General features: G+C 41.0%; 26 protein-coding genes. 14 read left to right on the forward strand and 12 right to left on the reverse strand.

Annotated elements, in window-relative coordinates:
• The first annotated feature begins 4 nt into the window (after positions 1-4).
• Positions 5-310, forward strand: a complete 306-nt coding sequence (locus tag NIES592_RS21350) for a hypothetical protein (protein WP_009455048.1) — start codon at positions 5-7, stop codon at positions 308-310.
• 176 nt (positions 311-486) lie between these two features.
• Here NIES592_RS21350 and NIES592_RS21355 read toward each other — a convergent pair whose 3' ends face one another.
• The 3 genes from NIES592_RS21355 to NIES592_RS21365 all read right to left on the reverse strand — a co-directional run bounded on the left by NIES592_RS21355 (position 487) and on the right by NIES592_RS21365 (position 4,178).
• Positions 487-1,104, reverse strand: a complete 618-nt coding sequence (locus NIES592_RS21355; protein ID WP_009455050.1) for a cytochrome c oxidase subunit 3 — start codon at positions 1,102-1,104, stop codon at positions 487-489.
• 80 nt (positions 1,105-1,184) lie between these two features.
• Entirely contained in the window at positions 1,185-2,927 is a 1,743-nt protein-coding gene (gene ctaD / locus NIES592_RS21360; protein ID WP_073556823.1) for a cytochrome c oxidase subunit I, read from the reverse strand.
• Between the two features lie 159 nt (positions 2,928-3,086).
• On the reverse strand, positions 3,087-4,178 hold the full coding sequence (locus tag NIES592_RS21365) for a cytochrome c oxidase subunit II (RefSeq protein WP_073556833.1): 1,092 nt from the start codon (positions 4,176-4,178) through the stop codon (positions 3,087-3,089).
• An 850-nt stretch (positions 4,179-5,028) separates the two neighbouring features.
• On the opposite strand from NIES592_RS21365, the gene NIES592_RS21370 reads away from it, so the two are divergent.
• Both NIES592_RS21370 and NIES592_RS21375 read left to right on the forward strand, forming a co-directional pair.
• Entirely contained in the window at positions 5,029-5,991 is a 963-nt protein-coding gene (locus NIES592_RS21370; RefSeq protein WP_073556824.1) for a COX15/CtaA family protein, read from the forward strand.
• A gap of 100 nt (positions 5,992-6,091) precedes the next feature.
• Entirely contained in the window at positions 6,092-7,042 is a 951-nt protein-coding gene (locus NIES592_RS21375; RefSeq protein WP_073556825.1) for a heme o synthase, read from the forward strand.
• A 54-nt stretch (positions 7,043-7,096) separates the two neighbouring features.
• On the opposite strand, the gene NIES592_RS25425 is transcribed toward NIES592_RS21375, so the two are convergent.
• The 4 genes from NIES592_RS25425 to NIES592_RS21385 all read right to left on the reverse strand — a co-directional run bounded on the left by NIES592_RS25425 (position 7,097) and on the right by NIES592_RS21385 (position 8,694).
• Positions 7,097-7,246 carry a hypothetical protein gene (locus tag NIES592_RS25425; protein ID WP_009455060.1) on the reverse strand — a complete coding sequence of 50 codons (150 nt, stop codon included), beginning with the start codon at positions 7,244-7,246 and terminating at the stop codon, positions 7,097-7,099.
• A 251-nt stretch (positions 7,247-7,497) separates the two neighbouring features.
• Positions 7,498-7,746 carry a hypothetical protein gene (locus NIES592_RS21380; RefSeq protein ID WP_009455062.1) on the reverse strand — a complete coding sequence of 83 codons (249 nt, stop codon included), beginning with the start codon at positions 7,744-7,746 and terminating at the stop codon, positions 7,498-7,500.
• Positions 7,747-7,864: 118 nt separating this feature from the next.
• Complete coding sequence (locus tag NIES592_RS25430; protein ID WP_178379601.1) at positions 7,865-8,020, reverse strand: hypothetical protein; 156 nt, start codon at positions 8,018-8,020, stop codon at positions 7,865-7,867.
• 383 nt (positions 8,021-8,403) lie between these two features.
• Positions 8,404-8,694, reverse strand: a complete 291-nt coding sequence (locus tag NIES592_RS21385) for a hypothetical protein (protein ID WP_084552370.1) — start codon at positions 8,692-8,694, stop codon at positions 8,404-8,406.
• Positions 8,695-9,078: 384 nt separating this feature from the next.
• On the opposite strand from NIES592_RS21385, the gene NIES592_RS21390 reads away from it, so the two are divergent.
• The 3 genes from NIES592_RS21390 (at position 9,079) to NIES592_RS21400 (ending at position 12,131) form a co-directional block, all read left to right on the forward strand.
• Entirely contained in the window at positions 9,079-10,539 is a 1,461-nt protein-coding gene (locus tag NIES592_RS21390; RefSeq protein ID WP_073556834.1) for an RtcB family protein, read from the forward strand.
• A gap of 208 nt (positions 10,540-10,747) precedes the next feature.
• The gene (locus NIES592_RS21395) at positions 10,748-11,686 is read left to right on the forward strand and encodes a CobW family GTP-binding protein (RefSeq protein WP_073556826.1); all 939 of its coding nucleotides are present in this window, start codon (positions 10,748-10,750) and stop codon (positions 11,684-11,686) included.
• Positions 11,687-11,699: 13 nt separating this feature from the next.
• Positions 11,700-12,131 carry an archease gene (locus NIES592_RS21400; protein WP_062247108.1) on the forward strand — a complete coding sequence of 144 codons (432 nt, stop codon included), beginning with the start codon at positions 11,700-11,702 and terminating at the stop codon, positions 12,129-12,131.
• A gap of 197 nt (positions 12,132-12,328) precedes the next feature.
• On the opposite strand, the gene NIES592_RS21405 is transcribed toward NIES592_RS21400, so the two are convergent.
• Both NIES592_RS21405 and NIES592_RS21410 read right to left on the reverse strand, forming a co-directional pair.
• A complete protein-coding gene (locus NIES592_RS21405) occupies positions 12,329-12,877 on the reverse strand; it encodes a pentapeptide repeat-containing protein (protein ID WP_062247104.1) in 549 nt (182 codons plus the stop codon).
• 289 nt (positions 12,878-13,166) lie between these two features.
• Complete coding sequence (locus NIES592_RS21410) at positions 13,167-14,117, reverse strand: SGNH/GDSL hydrolase family protein (RefSeq protein ID WP_073556827.1); 951 nt, start codon at positions 14,115-14,117, stop codon at positions 13,167-13,169.
• Between the two features lie 292 nt (positions 14,118-14,409).
• On the opposite strand from NIES592_RS21410, the gene NIES592_RS25435 reads away from it, so the two are divergent.
• From NIES592_RS25435 to NIES592_RS21445, 8 genes are all read left to right on the forward strand, one after another.
• Positions 14,410-14,550, forward strand: a complete 141-nt coding sequence (locus NIES592_RS25435; RefSeq protein ID WP_009455082.1) for a hypothetical protein — start codon at positions 14,410-14,412, stop codon at positions 14,548-14,550.
• A 385-nt stretch (positions 14,551-14,935) separates the two neighbouring features.
• The gene (locus NIES592_RS21415; RefSeq protein ID WP_073556828.1) at positions 14,936-17,815 is read left to right on the forward strand and encodes a glycerol-3-phosphate acyltransferase; all 2,880 of its coding nucleotides are present in this window, start codon (positions 14,936-14,938) and stop codon (positions 17,813-17,815) included.
• The gene (locus tag NIES592_RS21420) at positions 17,812-18,147 is read left to right on the forward strand and encodes a cupin domain-containing protein (RefSeq protein WP_073556829.1); all 336 of its coding nucleotides are present in this window, start codon (positions 17,812-17,814) and stop codon (positions 18,145-18,147) included. The genes NIES592_RS21415 and NIES592_RS21420 overlap by 4 nt, the downstream gene beginning before the upstream one ends.
• Before the next feature lie 132 nt (positions 18,148-18,279).
• A complete protein-coding gene (locus NIES592_RS21425; RefSeq protein ID WP_073556830.1) occupies positions 18,280-18,696 on the forward strand; it encodes an element excision factor XisH family protein in 417 nt (138 codons plus the stop codon).
• Positions 18,684-19,019 (forward strand): XisI protein, encoded by a 336-nt coding sequence (locus NIES592_RS21430; RefSeq protein WP_073556831.1) that lies wholly within the window; start codon positions 18,684-18,686, stop codon positions 19,017-19,019. The genes NIES592_RS21425 and NIES592_RS21430 overlap by 13 nt, the downstream gene beginning before the upstream one ends.
• Positions 19,020-19,099: 80 nt before the next feature.
• Positions 19,100-19,231: a helix-turn-helix domain-containing protein gene (locus NIES592_RS26045; RefSeq protein ID WP_256678196.1), complete on the forward strand. Its 132-nt coding sequence runs from the start codon at positions 19,100-19,102 to the stop codon at positions 19,229-19,231.
• Between the two features lie 99 nt (positions 19,232-19,330).
• Positions 19,331-19,558, forward strand: a complete 228-nt coding sequence (locus NIES592_RS21440; protein WP_062247101.1) for an indolepyruvate ferredoxin oxidoreductase subunit alpha — start codon at positions 19,331-19,333, stop codon at positions 19,556-19,558.
• A gap of 88 nt (positions 19,559-19,646) precedes the next feature.
• Positions 19,647-20,375, forward strand: coding sequence for an ABC transporter ATP-binding protein (locus NIES592_RS21445; protein ID WP_062247100.1), 729 nt, complete (start codon positions 19,647-19,649; stop codon positions 20,373-20,375).
• 121 nt (positions 20,376-20,496) lie between these two features.
• Here the strand turns inward: NIES592_RS21445 and NIES592_RS25440 are convergent, their stop codons facing one another.
• The 3 genes from NIES592_RS25440 to NIES592_RS21455 all read right to left on the reverse strand — a co-directional run bounded on the left by NIES592_RS25440 (position 20,497) and on the right by NIES592_RS21455 (position 21,605).
• Positions 20,497-20,670, reverse strand: a complete 174-nt coding sequence (locus tag NIES592_RS25440) for a hypothetical protein (protein WP_178379602.1) — start codon at positions 20,668-20,670, stop codon at positions 20,497-20,499.
• 54 nt (positions 20,671-20,724) lie between these two features.
• On the reverse strand, positions 20,725-21,279 hold the full coding sequence (locus tag NIES592_RS21450; protein ID WP_062247099.1) for an Hsp20/alpha crystallin family protein: 555 nt from the start codon (positions 21,277-21,279) through the stop codon (positions 20,725-20,727).
• A gap of 140 nt (positions 21,280-21,419) precedes the next feature.
• On the reverse strand, positions 21,420-21,605 hold the full coding sequence (locus tag NIES592_RS21455) for a hypothetical protein (RefSeq protein WP_062247098.1): 186 nt from the start codon (positions 21,603-21,605) through the stop codon (positions 21,420-21,422).
• Positions 21,606-21,630: the final 25 nt, after the last annotated feature.

A 21,630-nucleotide genomic window follows, 5' to 3' on the forward strand; every position in this document is an offset into this window, starting at 1 on the left:
TGTTATGCGTCATCCTTTTGATTTAGACATCTCTGAGTTAGAAAAACTTGGTTTGTGCTTTGAAGAACTGAGCTATGATCAAAGCGAAAAAGTTACAGGTGGATATAACTATTTTCTCCCCCCTGAACTTGTTTCTCTGAGAGTTCAAGATGTATTCACTACTTTAGCTCTCGGTGAAGAAGGTGGAGATGATAGTAATCAAAATTCTGGTACCACTACAACGAGAAAGGATTACACATCCCCAGATGGACGTACAAAGAGTACTGAAGTGGTAACAAATTCTTGGCGTTCTAATTTCGTGACAAGCTAGGTAAAGATGCTACTGAAAATATTGTTATTTTGACGATAAAGTTAGAAGGCAAAACTCAGGAGTAGCATTTTTTGCGTAACTCCTGATTTTTGTTTAATGAAATTTTTAATTTTCATCAAATAAAAAAAACCCCTATTGGGGGTTGTGTCATCAGAGAGTGGAGTAAAAAGTAATACTCACAGTATATACAATAATCCGAATAGGATGATCCAAATCACGTCTACAAAGTGCCAATAAATTTCAGCAGCTTCAATGCCAAAGTGCTTTTCACTACTGTAGTGGCCCTTTTTGCGCGATCGCCACAGCACCGCTAAGATTGCTAAAACACCAATCGTCACGTGCAGTCCGTGGAAACCAGTTAAAACGTAAAATGCACTGGCAAATAAATTAGTAGTCAGACCAAATTCCAGGTGGAAGTATTCATACATCTGTCCCGCCAAGAAAATGATCCCCATCACAGCAGTGATGGCAAACCACATTTGCATACCCCGCACATCATTCTTTTTGATGGCGGTATCGGCATTGTGAATCACAAAACTACTGGCAATTAGGTTAATGGTGTTGACTCCAGGAAGTAATAACTCTAATTCTGGAGTACCTTCCGGCGGCCAAACCGGCAATGTCGAACGGAAAGCTAGGTAGGCTCCGAACAAACCCATAAAAATCATCCCTTCGGCAATCAGAAACACAATTAGTCCAAACAGACGATAGTCATGATGTTCTTCGTGGTGAGCAGCTTCTGCTGTGTGGTGATAATTTAGGGCTGTTTTTGCTGGGTCAATAGTTTGACTCATGAATCTTTTTGAAATTATGAATTGTGAATTGTGAATTATGAACAATGAATTCAGCATTCATCATTCATAATTCACATTATTTAACGTTCGCCTTTTTCAGCAGCGATAGATGGATAAGGTTCGTCAGGCTCGGCACGTAAGACGGAATTAGGGCCAGCAGATAAAGTTGGATCGGAACTAGATAAAGGTACACCTTCTTCAGCCCTTTCCAAGCCGTAATCGTAAGGGCCAGTAGCTAGTACAGGTGGTTTGTCAAAATTTTCAAATGCTGGTGGTGAAGTGGTCATCCACTCCAGAGTTAGGGCGTTCCAAGGATTGTTCCCAGCCTTGGGCCCATACATCCAACTCCAAATCACATTGACAATAAAAGGCAATGTGGAAACTGCCAGTATGTAAGAACCGTAGGTACAAATTTCGTTGAGCAAAGCAAACTTGGGATCATACTGGGCAATACGACGGTTCATCCCCATCATTCCCAGCTTGTGCATGGGCAAGAAGGTCATATTCAGACCAACAATTGTCAAGGCAAAATGAATTTTACCCCAAAATTCGTTGACCATTCGTCCCGTCATTTTTGGGAACCAGTGGTAGAAAGCGGCATAGATACCCAAAACACTACCACCGAACAGGACGTAATGCAGGTGGGCAACTACGAAATAGGTGTCGTGGACGTGGATATCAAAAGGCACAGATGCTAACATGACGCCACTGATACCGCCAATTACGAAAGTACCCACAAAGCCTATTGCAAATAGCATGGCGGTGTTGAGGCGGATTTTGCCACCCCACATAGTTGCTAACCAACTAAAAATTTTGATACCAGTAGGCACGGCAATGATCATCGTCGTGATCATGAAAAACATCCGTAACCAACCGGGGATACCACTGGTGAACATGTGGTGCGCCCACACAATTAAACCCAGAAAGCTAATTGCCAAAGAAGAATAGGCGATCGCTTTATAACCAAAAATGGGTTTACGAGAGTGAACGGGGATCACTTCTGAAATCACCCCAAAGAAGGGCAAAATCATGATGTAAACCGCAGGGTGGGAGTAGAACCAGAACATGTGTTGGTAAACAACTGGATCACCACCACCTGTCGGATTAAAAAATGTTGTGCCTACAAATAAGTCGAAGGCCAGCAGAATTAGCCCTGCTGCTAGCACAGGTGTCGACAACAACACCAACGCTGAAGTCGCTAACATTGCCCAGCAGAATAGGGGCATTTGATGGAATCCCATGCCAGGGGTACGCATTTTCAGGAGGGTAACGAGGAAATTAATCGCCCCCAAAATAGAGGATGTACCCAACAGCAGGATACTCATAATCCAGATTCCCTCACCGACCTGGCCTGTCACCAAACTCAAGGGAGGATAAGAAGTCCAACCTGCATCCGGGGCATCGCCTACAGCTAAACTGGCAATTAGCATCAAACCGGCTGGGGGAATGATCCAAAAAGCTAGGGCATTGAGGCGAGGGAATGCCATATCTTTTGCCCCAATCATCAAGGGCATGACATAGTTAGCAAAACCCGCACCCGCAGGCACAATCCACAGGAAAATCATAATTGTGGCGTGCAGCGTAAACAAGCTGTTGTAGACTTCGGGAGTCACAAAATCTACTTCTGGGGTTCGGAGTTCGGTACGTACCAAATCAGCCATCACCCCACCAATACAATAGAAGATGAAGGTGGTGACTAGGTATTGAATACCAATGACTTTGTGGTCAGTGTTAAAGGTAAAGTATTCCCACCATTTTCTGATCCCTGGTTCCTCAGCCTGAGCAGGGATATTAGCTGTTTCTTGTATTTGTGCTTGTGTCATAAGAATTGTTGTTTGTTGGTTGTTGGTGAGTCCAGCCCCCCAAAAAGGCGGTCTCCGTCACGTAGACGCGCAGCGGCTTCCCGTCAGGGTAGGGGGACTGGCGAACCCGAAGGGTCGTTGGTTGTTGGTTGTTCACCACTAACTACTAACCACTAACCACTAACTTTTAACTTTGTGCAATTGATGTAACATTTCTGGCTGAATTCCCATTTCTTGCGTGTATGGGGCAAGATATTGTGCTGGGGATAGTTCCGCAGGGTTCACAGCAACCGCCTGATTGAGAGTTTCAGCACTGGCAACCTGCTGTTCTTGTACCCACTTCTCAAAGGCTTCTGGTTTTTCTACTACTACCTGTGTTCTCATCGCACCGTGGTAAGGCCCACACAGTTCCGCACAAACTACAGCATAAGTACCCTCTGTTTTGGGTGTAAACCGAACCTCTGTTTGCCGACCGGGGATGACATCTTGCTTAAGGCGGAATTCTGGAACCCAGAAAGCATGGATGACATCATTTGCGGACATATTTAGTTTCACTTCCCGTCCGATGGGAACGTGCAATTCACCAGAGGTAATACCTGTGTCTGGGTAGGTGAAAATAAAGGCATACTGTAAACCTGTGACATTAATCACCAGTTCGGGTGGTGTGCCTTGATTTTCCCGACTAGCACCAATGGTAGGAGCAACACTGCCGACACCCGGGGCGTCCTGCTTTTGAGGAATTTGATCAGCATTGTGAACTGCTGCTGTGGCTGGATCTTGCATGGCCTCATCAGATTTTTGCTGATTGAGGTTGGGTTGATCACTAGGAGGTGTATCGGTCAAAGTTGCTGCGATCGCTGCCCCTGGCATTTTCATAGCTTGGGGTGTTCTGGGTGCATCATGAATGGCATGGGGATCAAAGCCACCCATTTCATTGTAGACATCGAAACTGTAGACAGAGATACCGATGACAATAATCGCGGGGATCGCTGTCCAGAGAATTTCTAGTGGCACATTACCATGCACTGGCTGACCATCTGCATCATCACCTGCACGTCGGCGATATTTAAAGGCGGTGTAGATTAAAACGCCTTCAACAATTAAAAATATACCTGTGGATACGGTCATCATTGCATTGAACAGACCATCCACTAAAACAGCTTCATCGGAAGCCTGGGTAGGCAACAAGCCATGATTTTGGCCATACCAGAGGCTGACCAGTGTCAGCACAATGCCGATAAGTAATGTCCAGATTGAACTTGGAATTTTCACGGTTAATAGGGTTAATGACTTTACTACTTGGACAGAACTGCTCACCACTTACTACGGTAGTTCACCCTAAAAGACATGGAGAGTAACAGCGTAAAATTTTATGATTTTTTTTGATTGACTATCCAATCTTCAGTTAGTCTGCGACTTCTACTTTAGCGACCACAGAAAAATATTGCATGTTCTGTGTTTATGACCGCCTGTGGTCAAAATTTTTAGCCAAAAATGGCTAACTCTATCAATTACTGAACATACTGGTGTAAGGAGGCAACAGACACTCTTACAACAGACAACAAGGAAGTTAGAGGTGTACTGATTTTTTTCAAAAATCAAATAGGAATCCTATACATAGCAGATTTATGAAAATTATGCGTGGGCAAACATTTGTGTGAATTTACTTCTTGAGCAAGACTAAATTGGCGTAAGGACTCTTGTTTCCAAATTTTGGAATGCCTAGTAATCAATGCTTTTAATCGGTCTTGAAAAGCTTTGAGCGCCAGAAGCCTATGAGCGCGTCTACAAACTTTTGGTGAAATCCAAAATCTAAAATCCAAAATTGATATCAGACCTTGTTATCGCTGTAAGGCAAGAACCAGCTATAGTTCCTTGACTGCCAAAAGGAGTACATAAATATTTAAGAAAAAATTAGATTTTATCAAAATTGTCAGCGATAAATACCCAAAAACCTGAAAAATCTCTAAAGCTTAGGCTGATTTTAGTAAAGGTGATTCAAAGTATAGATGATATCTGAATATCTAACCTAGAATTTATTACGCTAGGGTGGATATGGGTCAGTACTGATCTATCTTGGAAATTTCATAGCTCACATCAAGCGGACAGAAGGTATCTTTACATGAGCGAATTTGTCCTAGAACAACAAAATTTAGCGGCAGTAGAACAGCAAAATCCCAAGGATAGAATTCGGCGCTGGGTGTGGAGAATGTGTGTAGCCACCTTGATGTTAATGGCGATAGGCAGCGCTACCCGCGTCATGAATGCAGGATTGGCTTGTCCAGACTGGCCTTTATGCTATGGTGAACTAGTACCAACCAAGCAAATGAATTTCCAGGTTTTTCTGGAATGGTTTCATAGATTGGATGCAGCATTAATTGGAGTCAGCGCGATCGCACTTGTGGGTGTATCTTGGTGGAATCGTCGCTGTCTACCCAAGTGGCTACCCTGGGCATCCACATTTGCACTGTTTTTAATTATCTTCCAAGGCGTGTTAGGTGGACTTACTGTTACGCAACTGTTGCGGTTTGATATTGTTACCGCTCACTTGGGAACAGCTTTAGTATTTTTCTCTACTTTACTGGCGATCGGTACTGCACTCACTCCCTACCAAGCAACCGGAACTGTTGGTAAGTTGCCTTGGGTAGGTTTAACCGCCACTATTTTGGTTTATGTGCAGAGTCTCCTCGGTGCTTTAGTAGGTTCTCGCTGGGCATTACACCAATGCTTTGCGGGTTATCAACTTTGTGATGTCATGTACAGCCACATTTTCGGCTTGATTCCACCGACGCTGGCAATATTGACAGTTGTTTTTATGACTTGGCGTACACCAGCACTCCACCCAGCCCTACGCAAACTAGCCAATATGGCTGGTGGGTTATTGATTTTACAATTAATTGTAGGATTTGCCACTTTCAGGTTACATCTGCAAGTTGAGCCACTAACAGTATCTCACCAAGCTATAGGAGCGACATTGCTAGGTATTTTGGTGGTGTTCACTGTTCTTTGTTTACGTGATTGGGTAGCAAATCCCAGTATTAATGCTGAATCTAACACTGAAACTGCCAATCCAATTCCGAATTAAATTCAGTCAAAAGTTATCACTTTTTGATCACTGATCACTGATGACTGATACTCATGGCGGCAGCATACAAATTATTCAAGATTAAGGAAATAGTGCCAAGATGATTGAGACTAATGTCTCGAAGCAGCATGAATCATTTTTACAGGTTCTGCAAAGTTACTACCAGCTAACCAAACCCAGGATTATCCCGTTACTCTTAATTACAACAGCTGGCAGTATGTGGATCGCGGCAAAGGGACAAGTAGACCCGATGCTATTGTTAGTCACTCTCTCTGGTGGCACTTTAGCTGCTGCTAGCGCCCAGACAATTAACTGTATTTATGACCGGGATATAGATTATGAGATGGAGCGTACCCGTCATCGTCCCATCCCTTCTGGTAGAATACAGTCGCGTGATGCTCTGATTTTTGCGATCGCTCTTGCTGTTATTTCCTTTAGCCTATTGTCAGTATTTGCCAACTTGCTAGCTGCCTTGCTAGCAATGGCTGGCATAGTTTTTTATGTGTTAATTTATACTCATTGGCTAAAGCGTCACAGCACCCTCAATATCGTTATTGGTGGAGCAGCAGGAGCAATTCCCACACTGGTAGGTTGGGCTGCTGTTACTGGCAATCTCAGCTGGACAGCATGGTTATTATTTACAATTGTCTTTTTGTGGACACCGCCCCACTTCTGGGCTTTAGCCTTGATGATTCGGGACGATTACGCAAAAGTAGGCGTACCTATGCTACCAGTAGTCGCAGGCAATTCAGCAACTGTGCAACAGATTTGGTGGTATACCTTGCTCACAGTCGCAGCCACATTCATACTAGTTTACCCTTTGCAGCAAACAGGATTTGTTTATGGTGCGATCGCGCTATATTTAGGCGGAGTATTCATTTACAAAGCTTGGCAATTGTTGCGTGATCCAGGCGATCGAAATTTAGCAAGAGGATTATTTCTCTATTCCATTTCTTACATGATGCTATTGTGTCTGGGTATGGTAGTTGATAGTCTTCCTCTTACCCATCATGCAATCAGTTTTGTCGTCAGTCAGTTACATTTGGTGTGAAAGTTAACTGACTGGAAATGAACCGGGTTTTTTTGAAAAACCCGGTTTTTTAAATTATTTAATTGCAGAAAGAGCACGTCCACACACACCAGCAGCTATACCCGCCGAAGCCGTTAAAGAAGGTTGATTCTTAACAACACCAAGAATAGCTGCTAAGAAAAGAGCAAAAAAAGCACTCAACGCCATTTGACGTAAAATACTCATCTTGAATCCTCTAGCAAGATTTTAATAGGGCTGACACTAATTCAATTATCCAATAATTTTGCTTATAAAAATAAAAATTAATTATATAATTATACTAAATCATTCTCGTTACCAAGTTCAACCTGATAACGAGGGTTTGAAGGCTTCGTATCCTGATATTACAAACTAGTGCAAGTTGTCAGAGTTATCGGCGATTAATCGCAGTTTAACAGATTCTGGCTGAACGAAATCTATTTTTTCTTAATGGGTGATTAACGTTGAGCAGCTTTTTTCACCTCTTCGGGCGCTTCGTTACGACCAATTACATCACATGCTCTAGTCCCTCGATACCAGTTATAGCCTTTATAGTCAGTTACAAATCGGTCTTTTGCACATCTGTAGAAAGCTAAAGGTGCTTGTCCTCCTGTAATTTCTTCCGTAATTCTATGATCCAAATCGGTGAGTAAATTGGAGTTTTGTAAATCGACAAATGGCTCAGATGCAATAAAATGATTTGACATGATTGTTAACCTCACTTACAAAATCAGGTAAGCTATTGTCGTTACCAGGTTAGACCTGGTAACGAAGGTTCAGAGGCTTCGCATCCGAATACTACAAACTAGTGCAATTTATCAGTATTTAGTGCTTGCAATAGCCGTAATATTTGTGTCCTTTGAATCCGTAGTATTCTTTGCCCCCGTAGTATTTGCCTCTTCCGTAGTAGCCTTTCCAGTGACCACCAATAATTTGACTAGAGTCAGCAGATTCGATGTGATTCAGATCAGAAATAATCATGAGTTTCTCCTGGGAATTAATTAATGGTAATTGCTGTGATTGCAAGGATATCTGAAAAGTGCTGAGCTACAATTTCTTAGCAGCGATTGTGATTAAATTTTGACTTCTCAGAAATCCTTTTAGCTTCGCTTACAAAATCAGGAGAGCGATAACCTTAATACCTAATATATGTATCTGCTATCAGAGATTCATATGTCTAAAGGTATAACCTACATCGATCAACAGTAGTTCTCTATCTCTAATATTTGACTATGAAATATTTATCTATAAACTTGGAAATTCTAATTTTAAAAATCAATTTATTATCTGTTTTTTTGAAATCAATTGTGATGTTAAAATATGTATTTTTTTTAGCGCAATATTTATCGTGTCAACCCAATTAATCATTTACGACCAGTTGCGAAAATCGTCATATTTTCATACCAAATCTCTTGTTCTGTTGCCATTGCTTCTATTTGTTGACGATACTCTGCGCCAACAATTTGGGCAGCAGCAATGGCAATGATACCTGTGCCAGTTGCTATATCTAATAATTTTTGTCCCTTTTGTAGGTGAACTAACTCTAGTAAAGGCAGAGTGGGACGAATGGTGTAATCGTTGTCGTAACTAGTTCTGCTGTTAAAGAAATTTATTACTTCTTGTTTGTATTGTTGTTCGTATTGGTTGTAGTGCATAAAAATCTTAGGGAAAAACGAACACAGATAAACACAGATGCACACCGATGATGCACACTGATAAGGCTGTAGTTCTACAAAAGTTTGATAGTTAGTTTTGATACTTGAAAAATAGGAGATTTGCTGTCAACTAGAACTAGATTAGCACTTGCTACATAAGTGGCTGAAATTTGTTGATTAGACATCCGCTTGTATTCTGGCTAATGGCAGTATGTCACACATTTCTCTAGACAGAGGTTTCAACTAAGCAGAAACTTTATCCTCAAATCTATACATATAAAAGATGATTAGCATATTTTGAGACTCCCGCCACGAACTGATGGGATTTTGTGGCAAGTCTTTTTACTGACAGCAAACACCGAACAAAGCGCGGGGGTGCTGGATATGGCGATGATAGATAATTTAAAAAGAATTTCTGACACTATCTGGGAAATTCCAGTTTCTTACAAACAGGGAATGCGTGTTCCGGCGCGGATTTATGGAACGGAAAAGTTAATTCAGGAATTGGATGACGCTGTTTATGACCAAGTTACTAATGTGGCTACACTTCCAGGCATAACTAAGTACGCTTTGTGTATGCCTGACGGACATTTTGGTTATGGTTTCCCGATTGGTGGTGTGGCGGCGATGGATGTAGAAGCAGGGGGTGTGATTTCTCCTGGTGGTATTGGTTTTGATATCAATTGTGGGATGCGCTTGATGGTAACAAATTTAACTTATGACCAAGTTAAACCGTATATTCAAAAGTTAGTAGATAGGCTGTACGAAAGGGTTCCTGCTGGGGTCGGAAGCACTGGGTTTGTCAAACTTTCCCGCAATGAGTTTCGGAAAGTAGTGGAAGAAGGCGCGCAATGGTGCATCCGTAATGGTTACGGTTGGGAAGAAGACTTGGAATTGGTAGAAGAAAATGGGTGTATTCAGGGTGCTGATGCTAGCAAAATCAGTGAAAAAGCGATTGATAGGGGTTTTAACCAAATCGGTACTTTGGGGTCTGGGAACCACTATTTGGAAATTCAAGTTGCTCGACCAGAGAATATTTATGACCAGGAATTAGCCCGGAGTTTGGGAATTACTATTCCTAATCAAGTGGTGGTGATGTTTCACTGTGGAAGTCGGGGATTTGGTCATCAGGTAGCAACTGATTATCTGCAAACTTTCCTGAAGGTGATGGAAAGTAAGTACGGGATCAAAATTTTGGATCGAGAATTAGCTTGTGCGCCTTTTAACTCTCCTGAAGGTCAAGCTTATTTTGCAGCGATGAAATGCGGCATTAATATGTCGTTTGCTAATCGTCAAGTGATTTTGCACCGAATTCGGGAAGTTTTCTCGGAAATTTTGGGGCGATCGCCCGAAAATTTAGGTATGCATATGATTTATGATGTCGCCCACAATACCGCTAAACTAGAGCGTCATATGATTGATGGCCAAGAGCGATCGCTCCTTGTCCACCGTAAAGGTGCAACTCGTGCTTTTGCCCCTGGAATGAAAGATGTACCTGAGCGGTACAAAAATATTGGTCAACCAGTGATTATTGGTGGCAGTATGGAAACTGGCTCTTATTTATTAGTGGGTGTACCCAGTGGTGAGCAAACTTTCTTCAGCACAGCTCACGGTAGCGGACGGACAATGAGTCGAGCGAAAGCACGAAAAATCTACCGTGGCGAAAAACTCAAAAAAGAGATGGAAAGTCGAGGTATTTATGTCCGTAGTACCTCTTATTCAGGATTAGCAGAAGAAGCGGGTGGAGCCTACAAAGATATTGATGATGTCATTGAAGCGGCTGAGTTAGCTGGAATCAGCAAGCGGGTAGTCAGGTTGACGCCGATTGGGAATATCAAGGGGTAATGCTAATTAAACCTAATGTGAATTTAAACTATGACAAATATTATCTTTTGGAAATCGAACACAGATAAACACAGATGAACACAGATAAATTATCGGTGTACATCTGTGTTCATCTGTGGTCGTTTCTACCATAAAACAGTTTTTTTGCAAGAATTCTATGAGTTAGTACAACTTAAACGCAAGTTTAGATTTTAGATTTTAGATTCTTATGGCAGTACGTACACCATTAACAGTAATTACCGGGCCTTTGGGAAGCGGTAAAACCACACTCCTGCGTCACATCCTTGACACTTTCCCAAAAAAAATTGCCATTTTGATGAACGAATTTGGTGAAATAGCGATCGATACTAAAATCATTCAAGGTAAAAACGTCCAGATGGCGGATTTAGGTGGTGGTTGTGTTTGCTGTTCGCTACTAGGTGAATTTGAAGCCGCTGTGAATGAAATCATAGATAACGTTGACCCCGATTATATTGTGGTGGAAACAACCGGAGTCGCAGAACCGGATGCTTTAGTTTTTGACATTCAAGAAAGTTTGCACAGAGTAAGGCTAGATGGAGTGATTACGGTTATTGATGCCGATGCCATGATTAAATATCCCTCTGTTGGTCACACAACTCGAATCCAAATTGAAGCAGCGGACACTATTGTTTTAAACAAGGTTGATTTAGTTTCTGAAATGGAATTGCAAACCATTGCGGAAAAGTTAAATTCAATTAACGAAACTGCTGCGATTGTACATACTGTACGGGGTGAAGTAGATCCAGAGTTGCTATTTGGTATTAGTCGAGAAAAAGTACAACCACCACCACAGCACGTTCATCAGCCAGAATTTGAATCATTTAGTTACAGTTCATCCGCTATTTTTAATCGCCAGTGTTTTGAAGAATTTGCTGATAGTTTGGAACCAGAAGTTTACCGCGCCAAAGGATTTGTTAGGTTTTTAGAAGGCGTTTATTTGTTTAATTTTGTAGCTGGACGTTGGGAATTAGATTTATTTTCCCAAGAAGCAACAGAATTAGTTTTTATTGGTAAAAATATAAGGATGATGAAATCAGAAATTATTAACAGATTAAAATTATGTGAACAAAATTTTGTGTATACAAATAATATTGAATCAACCACACCAAAACACAGAGAAAATTGAGATTGAGAATTTTATGTGTTACGAATTTTTGGAAGATGTTGCTACTGCTGATACTGCCTTTTGTGCTTGGGGAGAAGATTTGCAAAAGCTTTTCAAAGCAGCAGGTAATGCCACAATCAATACTATGATTGACAATTTGGATTCGATACAACCAAAAGAAACACGAAATATCAGCTTGGATAATGATGAATTAGATCTCTTGCTATTTAATTTTCTGCAAGAGCTGATTTATTACAAAGACAGTGAACAACTTCTGTTACGAACACAGCAAATTAATTTTGAGGAGAAAGATGGTAAATATCACCTCACTGCTGTACTCCAAGGAGAAAAACTTGACCCTCAACGCCATCAACAGTTGGTAGATGTGAAAGCTGTAACTTTACATCAGTTTCAAGTAGAAAAAATAAATGATGGTTGGAAGGCGATGGTTATTCTTGATATTTAGTTTAAACTGTGAGATAAACACTAAAGATGACACAGCTTTGAACCAAAATTGGAGAGCGATCGCTATGAAAGTTAGTAGTATATTGTGTAGTTGCTTGCCGAATTAGTATCTGGAAGCATTTTTCATTGGAGCGATCGCATAATTCTTCTTAGCAGGACTTAGAAAAAATTAAGCCCTGCTTTACCTTGTTAAATTGCTCAGCAACCACCAGCCCAAGTTATCCATTTATGGGATAAACCAGTGTGCATAATTACCCCACTCATTTCTTTTTCAGTTACGGTTGCTCCAGTTATATTGACACCATTGAGTTCTGCTTCATTCAAATTTGTTTCAATCAGATTTGCTTGATTAAGATTGGCTCCACTTAAATCCGCACCACTCAATTCTGCTTCACTCAAATTTGCCTTCGTTAAGTTAGCTCTAATTAAATTTGCACCTCGCAAATCTGCACGACTTAAATTAGTTCCCTCAAGGTTAGCATTAATTAAGTCTGCTCCAATCAAGTTAATCTCGCTCAAATTTGCACCGTTCAAATCTGCTCTGGTTAAATCTGCATCCGTCAGATTTGCTCGACTAAAATTACACCCGCTTAAATTAGCTTGGCTGAGATCTGCTCCACTCAAATCTGCTCCACAAAAATTTGCCCCACTCAAATCTACTTCACGAAGGTTTACTTTATGGAGATTCACACCGACAAAATCCCGTTCTCCTGTTTCATATCGGCTTAGGAGTATATTAAAGTCCATATTATCCGCCTCGCAATATTTACAAGTGAGCAAGTTGAGTTTTGAGTTTCACTCCATCCAAACCACACAAGTATTGATTTGATAGCAACTGAAATTATGATTGCTATATCTTGTTCTATTATTTTGCTAGAGTTTTTCGCTCATGACACACTTGCTTAATGGAAATATGCATACCCCTTTACAAATCAGTTAACAGTTGACAGTTAACAGTGAACAATTAGCCATTAGATTTAATAACTGATAACTTTCCCCTCCTACTTCATAATTCATAATTTATAATTCATGATTCTTAAAATTTCAAAATATCAATTAGCTTTTGCTTAATTACCTCACTCACGATTTGATTTCCTTGTAGATTGAGATGGATGTGGTCGTGATATAGAGTTTTTGGGTTTTTGGTAGTATTGAATTTCGGTAGAAAATCTATATATGCTATTTGCTGGGTTTTGGTAAATTCACTAAGACGTTGACGTGCTTTAACCTCATAATCGCGGGAACCGGGTGAACCGATTTCGCGTAATAAGGGAGTCATGACGAGTAAAAACTGGCTATTGTTTTGACGCGTTAACGCTTGAATTTTCCCAATAGCTTCCAAATTTCTACCAACGCGATCGCCACCTTCTTTGTGTATTGCTTCTAGTTCTGGTATCGGCTGGGGCTTAAAAATATAATTTCGCAACACCTCCACCAATGCTAAAGGGGGTTTGCGATCTGGATAGTTGCGATCGCGTCCCACTGGTAAAGATGTGGGAGCAGTAGCAAATAAATCATCGGTATTAATTATTAACACTACCACCTGAGCGTTAAAACTACCAAATTTCTCTAAATATGCTAATTCATTTCTCGGTCCCCAGGAATTAGCTGAAGCATTTAATACTTCAATTTTTTGGTAATTACTAATATTTGTTGCTCTTAAAGAACCTTGAATCAGACTAGAAATAGTATTATCCTGATCTGTCCACCAACCACCGTTAGCGATTGAATCTCCTAACAACAACACCCGCAGCGTAGAAGAGGGAGGCGTCTGTTCGATTGCTTCACTTCGCATGGAGTATTGATTAATTTCAATGCGATGACCATAACGACGGGTGCGCTGATTAGGAGCTAGTAAATAGCCAATTTGCTCGTCCGCAATATAAGTTAAGGGATTACCAAAACCAAAAAGCGATCGCATCCCTATTTCCATAGCCACAAACAAACCCAATAGCAAAGTTAAAATAATTACTAGTGTTTCTTTCACCTGTAAATGCCTGAGAAACGAAATAGTACTGTACTGATGTTTATTCCTTGGTAGAAACAACCATCTTTTAGCAACAAACAACAATTACATTTATTGTTATAACTTATACTATATATTAAGTATTTTTGTATAAAAGTCGCTAGTATTTCTTTTGAAATAAGTAATATTGGTGATGTTAAATTTACAAAGCTTAAACAAAATATTAGTTAAGAATCTCATATCAATTGCGAACGGAAAGATTACAATCGAGACGGAAAAACCAGTCCTGTAATACGAGGAGAATTGCAAAGCCATGTCCGATTTAAATCGAGGAATCATGAAATTTGACGGGGCAGACTCCCCAAAAGTAGTCACTATTTCCACCATAGTACTTTTAGGAGCGATCGCCGGTCTGATTATTTGGGCACTACAAGCAGCCTATGCAGTAAACTAATTTCAGTAGCGGCACAAAAATTAGGCCAATTAAAATATATTTATTCAGCTAAATCAACTTATTTTTCCTTGGTGTCTTGGAGACTTGGTGGTTCAAAAAATAGTCACAAACCACCAAGACACTAACACTTGTACGACTCACAACTTGAATAGTTATCGGTTATATCCCTTGCTTGGGTAACACTCGCCCCCTACCCCTCTCCTTGGTAAGGAGAGGGGTATCCGATAGGACGGGGTGAGGTTTTTCATGGCAAAGCTTGTGAAACTAGTTTCATCGTGACTGCCCCTTGCCTTCATGAAGTATTAAGAAAAAGTCCTGACATATACTAAAATTTTGACATTTGAGATTTTAGATTTGAAGAGGAATCTAAAATCCAAAATCCAAAATGCTTGAACTCTGGGGTGTCTTAGTTATTGTCGTTGTCTGCCCACTACTGGGTGCATTACCTTTAATTGCCTGGATTACACAAGCTCTGACAGGGCGGCAATTGGCGGAAGTCGGTACTGGCAACATAGGAGTATCGGCTGCTTTTTACCATGGTGGCACATTTGTAGGAATTTTGGCAGTCTTATCAGAGGCTGCTAAGGGAATTGCTGCTGTCTTGATTGCTCGTGCTTTTTTCCCAGATGGTTCGGCTTGGGAATTGGTAGCTTTAATTGCTCTGGTGATGGGCAGATACTCGATGGGTAGAGGTGCAGGTACTACAAATGTTGTCTGGGGATTTACAGTACACGATCCACTCGCAGCAGGATTTATATTTTTAGTGACAGGTGTCAGCTTTACGATTTTGCGCGATCGCCGATTAGCAAAATACCTAGTTCTGATTATGGTTCCGATCATTGTGGGAATTTTGCATATGGAAGATCTATTTATGATCATGGCTGCTGCTGGGTTGGCTGCTTTACTAGGCTGGATTTACAAACAAATACCTGATGACTTGAATCTTCCAGATCAAGATGCAAAACCCGATTCCCAAGCAGTGTTGCAGTTTTTACGCGGCGATCAAAGTATTCTTTCTCTAGACGATGAATTAGATGCTGCGATTGTGGGGAATAAGGCAGCAAAATTATCTCAGATGAAACGCTGGGGTTATCCTGTGCCTAAGGGATGGGTACTAATGCCTTATGAAGATCCCCAAAAGTTGATTAACTTCTTGCAACCATCAGAATTATGTCCCTTGGTGGTGCGCTCTTCGGCGATTGGTGAAGACTCAGAACAAGCTTCTGGCGCAGGACAGTACGAAACAGTTTTAAATGTTACCACCAAAGAAGGTTTGGAAAATGCGATCGCTAAAGTCCAAGCTTCCTACAACGAACCCCTAGCAGTTCAATACCGACGCGATCGCAACGTTACAGATACAGCGATCGCAGTACTGGTTCAGCAACAAGTCCAATCAGTGTATTCTGGCGTAGCGTTTAGCCGCGATCCCATGACACAAGAACAGGATGCAGTCGTGATTGAAGCTTTACCAGGAAGCGCTGCGCAAGTTGTCTCTGGACGTGTGACACCAGAACAATACCGCGCTTTTGTTGTTGATACAGAAAATTTGGCACTGATTCAGCTAGAAGGACAAGGACGAGTACCAGCAGCATTAATTAAACAAGTAGCATACTTAGCTCGACGTCTAGAAGACCGTTATCACGGTGTCCCCCAAGATATTGAATGGAGTTACGACGGGCAAACTCTGTGGGTACTGCAAACTCGCCCAATTAGTACTTTATTGCCAATCTGGACACGTAAAATCGCCGCCGAAGTTATTCCTGGGTTAATTCGCCCCTTAACTTGGTCGATTAATCGTCCTTTAACTTGTGGTGTGTGGGGTGCAATTTTTGCTCTTGTCTTGGGTGAAAAAGCTGTGGGATTAAATTTTAATGAAACAGCGACATTGCATTATTCTCATGCTTATTTTAATGCCACTCTTTTAGGACAGATATTCCGGCGTATGGGATTACCCCCGGAAAGTCTGGAGTTTTTAACGCGGGGAGAAAAGTTAAGCAAACCACCTTTAAACTCTACATGGGAAAATTTGCCTGGATTGCTGCGGTTGTTAATGCGGGAGTTGTGGTTAGAGAGGGAATTTAAGCGGGATTATCGTAAGCATTTTGCCCCTGGTTTATCGCGCTTGTCTTCAGAATCACCAGAGGAACTAGATCCATCGCAACTGTTAGCGAGAATTGACTATATTTTAGATTTACTGCACCATGCCACCTTCTACAGTATTATGGCTCCCTTGAGTGCAGCCATGCGTCAAGCGATATTTAAAGTCAAAGATAGCAAATTAGATAACAGTCTCACACCAGAAGTAGCAGCATTGCGATCGCTGCAAGAATTAGCCGCCAAAGCCAAGCAGCAATTCCCACGCTTCAAACCAAATACTGTGTTTGAGGAGATGTCCCAGTCTGAGTCAGGACAAGCAATTCTGGCTGAGTTTGACCAATTGCTACAACGTTATGGTTATTTGAGTGAAGTAGGGACTGATATTGCTGTTCCCACCTGGAAGGAAGAACCTCAAGTAGTAAAGCAGTTATTGGTGCAGTTCATGCAGGGAGATGAACCGCCAAGACGCCAAGAACGCCAAGGAAAAAGAAATAAAGGTTTTGTCCAAGGGCGTGTGGATTTGAAAGGGCGAGTCACAGAAGTTTATTCTCAGTTATTAGCTTATTTGCGGTGGTCGTTTGTGGCGTTGGAACAGATTTGGTTAAATTCAAGTTTGTTGAGTGAAACTGGAGATATCTTTTTTCTGGAATTTGCCGAAATTCGGCGTTTGATTGAGGGGATTGACACAGATTTGGTGGAGCAGTTAGCTGAGATCATCAAATTGAGGCGATCGCAACTTGTGGAACATGCTCAAATTAATCCAGTGCCAATGTTAGTTTACGGCAATACTCCCCCGGCTTTACCTCTGCGAATTGCTCCTCTGTCTCCGGATCACACATTACAAGGTATCGCCGCCAGTCCCGGACAAGCGGTAGGACGGGTGAGGGTGTTGCGAAATTTACAATCAATTCCAGAGATTGACAAGGAAATAATTTTAGTAGTTCCTTATACAGATTCTGGTTGGGCTCCTCTACTAGTCAGAGCAGGAGGATTGATTTCCGAGGCTGGTGGTAGGCTTTCCCACGGAGCTATCCTGGCGCGCGAGTATGGTATCCCAGCAATTATGGATGTACGCAACGCTACCTGGATTTTACAGGATGGTCAAAAAGTACGCATTGATGGTACTAGGGGTATTGTGGAAATATCTAACGACCTCAGACCAGAATGAAAATTGTATCCCTGAAGGAAATACCACAAGAGCCTGTTTCTCATAATCCTGAAATCAAAAAACAAGTGATGTTACGGCTTGGTGAATTACCTGGTTTAACCAACTTTTCCCAAGCACGTTTTTCCCCCGGACAAACAGCCTCAGCACACGCACACGATGATATGTGTGAAGTATTTTTTGTTGAGGCTGGTTCAGGGATCATCCGTATCAATAATCAAGAATATCCCCTACTACCAGGAACCTGCGTCGCTGTAGAAGCAACAGAAACACACGAAATAGTCAATAATGGTACGACGGAATTAGTTCTTACTTACTTTGGTTTGCGAGCCTAGAGGGAGGTGGGGAGGTGGGGAGAAAATAATTCAAAATTAGGAAGAGAGTAGAAGAGTGTGAGGAGTTTGAGGAGAAAATAATTCAAAATTCAAAACTAAGAATTTTTTTGACTTTTGACCTTTGACCTTGATATGCCTGTAAGAGATATTTATCATGATGCTGTTAAGAATGCCTTAATTCAAGAAGGTTGGATAATTACAGATGATCCCCTACATTTAAAGTGGGGTCAAAAAGATATGTATGTAGATTTAGGAGCCAAACAACTTTTAGCCGCAGAACAAGGAACTAAAAAAATAGCTGTAGAAATTAAAAGTTTTGTCAGTCCCTCAGAAATGGCAGACCTCAAAGATGCTATTGGGGGATTCATTATGTATCGTGCTGTTATCCAACGCCTGGAACCAGAAAGAAAATTATATTTGGCAGTACGTGACAGTGTATTTACAGCTTTGTTTGAAGAACCAATTGGTACACTTTTAATAGAAACTGAGAATCTCAATTTACTCGTTTTTAATCCAGAGACTGAGAGGATTATTCAATGGATACCTTAGATAATTATCGACACATTATCAAGGAGGTATTAGTACCCTACACACAAATACCTTATTCCTACGCAGATATTAAATGTAAAGCAGTCTTTGATACCGAAAATGACAGCTATTTGCTAGTAACTCTTGGCTGGGATGGTGTCAAGCGAATTCACGGTTGCTTAGTTCATATTGACATTATTGATGGCAAAATTTGGGTGCAACGGGATGACACAGAAGATGGCGTGACCTATGAACTAGTAGCAGCAGGCATTCCCAAAGATAAAATTGTCTTAGGATTTTACCCGCCTAATGTCAGGCAACACACGGGATATGCTGTTGCCTAAGTTTGAAAATATACTATAGTCTCTTTAAGCAGTAAATAGTGATAACTCTCTGGCGGTATGTAGTGTAGCAGGGAGTTGAACTGGCAAAAAAGTTGTTAAAACAGCGTAAAAATTTAATTTCAGAGATTGCATTCCAGTGCGGCTTCAACAGTCAGAGCCACTTTACACAACAATTTCGTCAAATGACAGGAGTCACACCTAAGATGTATTGAGAGTGTTGAAGTTTGAAGCTTGGTTGTTGTTAGTCTAGGCTTGTTAGTCTAGAAACATCTGTACTTAGTACAGCAATTTTGATCCGAAAGAGGGGAACTATGCCACATACAATTGTTACTGATGTCTGTGAAGGTGTTGCGGATTGCGTAGACGCCTGTCCAGTGGCTTGTATCCATGATGGCCCAGGCAAAAATGTCAAAGGCACTGATTGGTACTGGATTGATTTCGCTACCTGTATTGACTGCGGCATATGTATCCAAGTTTGCCCAGTTGAAGGTGCGATCATTCCAGAAGAAAGACCCGAATTGCAAAAAACCCCATTATAGTCCATGGTCAATAGTCAAGAGTCAAGAGCCAATAGTTATTTTTGACTTGACTATTGACTAAATATTATTAATCACTAACTACTAACTAATGACTACTAACTACTTATTAGAAGTTAATAATGTCCACGCTGGATATATTAAAGATGTTGATATTCTGCAAGGTGTAAATTTCTGCGTTTCTCCTGGGGAATTAGTGACGGTGATTGGCCCTAACGGTGCAGGTAAATCAACTTTAGCAAAAACCATTTTTGGGTTATTGACACCCCATACAGGCACAATCACTTTTAAAGGAGAAAACATCACCGGATTAAAATCGAACCAAATCGTACAGCGAGGGATGTGTTACGTACCGCAAATCGCTAATGTTTTTCCTTCCTTAACAGTAGAAGAAAATTTAGAAATGGGCGCTTTTGTCCGTGATGTTTCTCTTCAACCACTCAAAGACAAAATATTTGCTATGTTTCCCAGGCTACGCGATCGCCGTCGTCAACGCGCTGGTACACTCTCCGGTGGCGAACGTCAGATGTTAGCAATGGGCAAAGCCTTGATGTTAGAACCCAGTCTACTGCTTTTAGATGAGCCTTCCGCCGCCCTATCTCCGATTTTAGTCACTCAGGTATTTGAACAAATTCAAGAAATTAACCGGGGAGGTACAGCTATAGTTTTAGTAGAACAAAACGCTCGCAAAGCCTTAGAAATGGCACACCGGGGTTGTGTACTCGAATCTGGACGCGATGCTATCACAGGCCCTGGTCGAGAATTATTGAATGATCCTAAAGTTGGGGAACTGTATTTAGGAGCAGGTAAAAGACATTAAGGGAAAGAAACTGTAACTAACCAATATTTGAGGAGAAAACGGAAATTCAGTTCCCTCCCCTTTGCAAAGGGCTGTATTAATTATTCCAAACAACCAGCAACTAACAACCAACAACAAGTCCTTAATGTCTTTCCTTATCAATTTCTCCCTCAAATGGTTGTACACCTGTTTCTGGATAATTGTCATCTCTAGGAGTAAAAATTCTTACAACTCCACCGTAGATGTAACGAACAACTTTTTGAGGAGTTTCTATAATTCGTTGCCAAATTCCACTTTTGTTTGTTGTGTTAGTCATAAAATCTTCTCCGGAGTTGTTTAAAAAACTTTTAATGAATCTCTCAAGATTTTTTTAATTAGCGCCAACTTCAGCAGCAGCACGAGTATGCATAGTATCTTGTAAGTGTTCTTGGTGCTGACGCTCTTTTGTCATTGCTTCTCGCGCCGCCTCTTGTACGCCGAGATCAAGTTTTACTACTTTGCGTTTAGCTGCTTCGACTTTGGGAAGGGTGAGCGTCAAAACACCATTTTTAAATTCAGCTTTGACTTGCTCGTTTTTGATAGAAACTGGTAGAGGTATTATCCGTTGAAACTGTCCATAACGAAACTCAGACCAGATAAAACTTTTGTCTTGTTCTTGTTTTTCTTGTTGATATTCTCCAGCAATTGCAACTACATCTGTGCTGACTTCCACATCTAAATCTTTAGCTTCCATACCTGGAACTTCAGCTTTGAGGATAATGTCTGTGTCAGTTTCTGTCAGTTCAACTGCTGGAGTCCAAGTTGCATTTAATTTTGTAAATAAACTTTCATGTCCTTGACCATGCATCCATTCATCAAACAGATGATTGATCTGTTGACGTATAGTATCAATTTCTCTTAAAGGTTGCCAACGAATTAAAGACATATCCTCTCCCCCTATTACAACTAATAATTCTTTTTGTTTCCAGACTTGTAATAATCGTCTCTACTTTCAGAGTAGGAAAAGAATATGAGGAACTTGTGAAGATGTTCAAAAGTTACGAATGATAAATTATGAATAATAAATTATGAATTACGTCTAATGTGAATTAACAAAGGCGCTAATAGATCATGGGAAATACTCAACAAACCAATGACCACCCAACCACCCATGAAAGATCCATCTGTGTTATCTGTGTTTATCGGTGTGTATCGGTGGTCGATTTCTAAAAAAACGTTTTTTACCAGGCGCCAAGAATATTGCGTCTCCATATTCAATTCACATCAGGCGTGAATT

Origin of the sequence: Fischerella major NIES-592 (assembly GCF_001904645.1) — a bacterium.
GTDB lineage: Bacteria > Cyanobacteriota > Cyanobacteriia > Cyanobacteriales > Nostocaceae > Fischerella > Fischerella thermalis.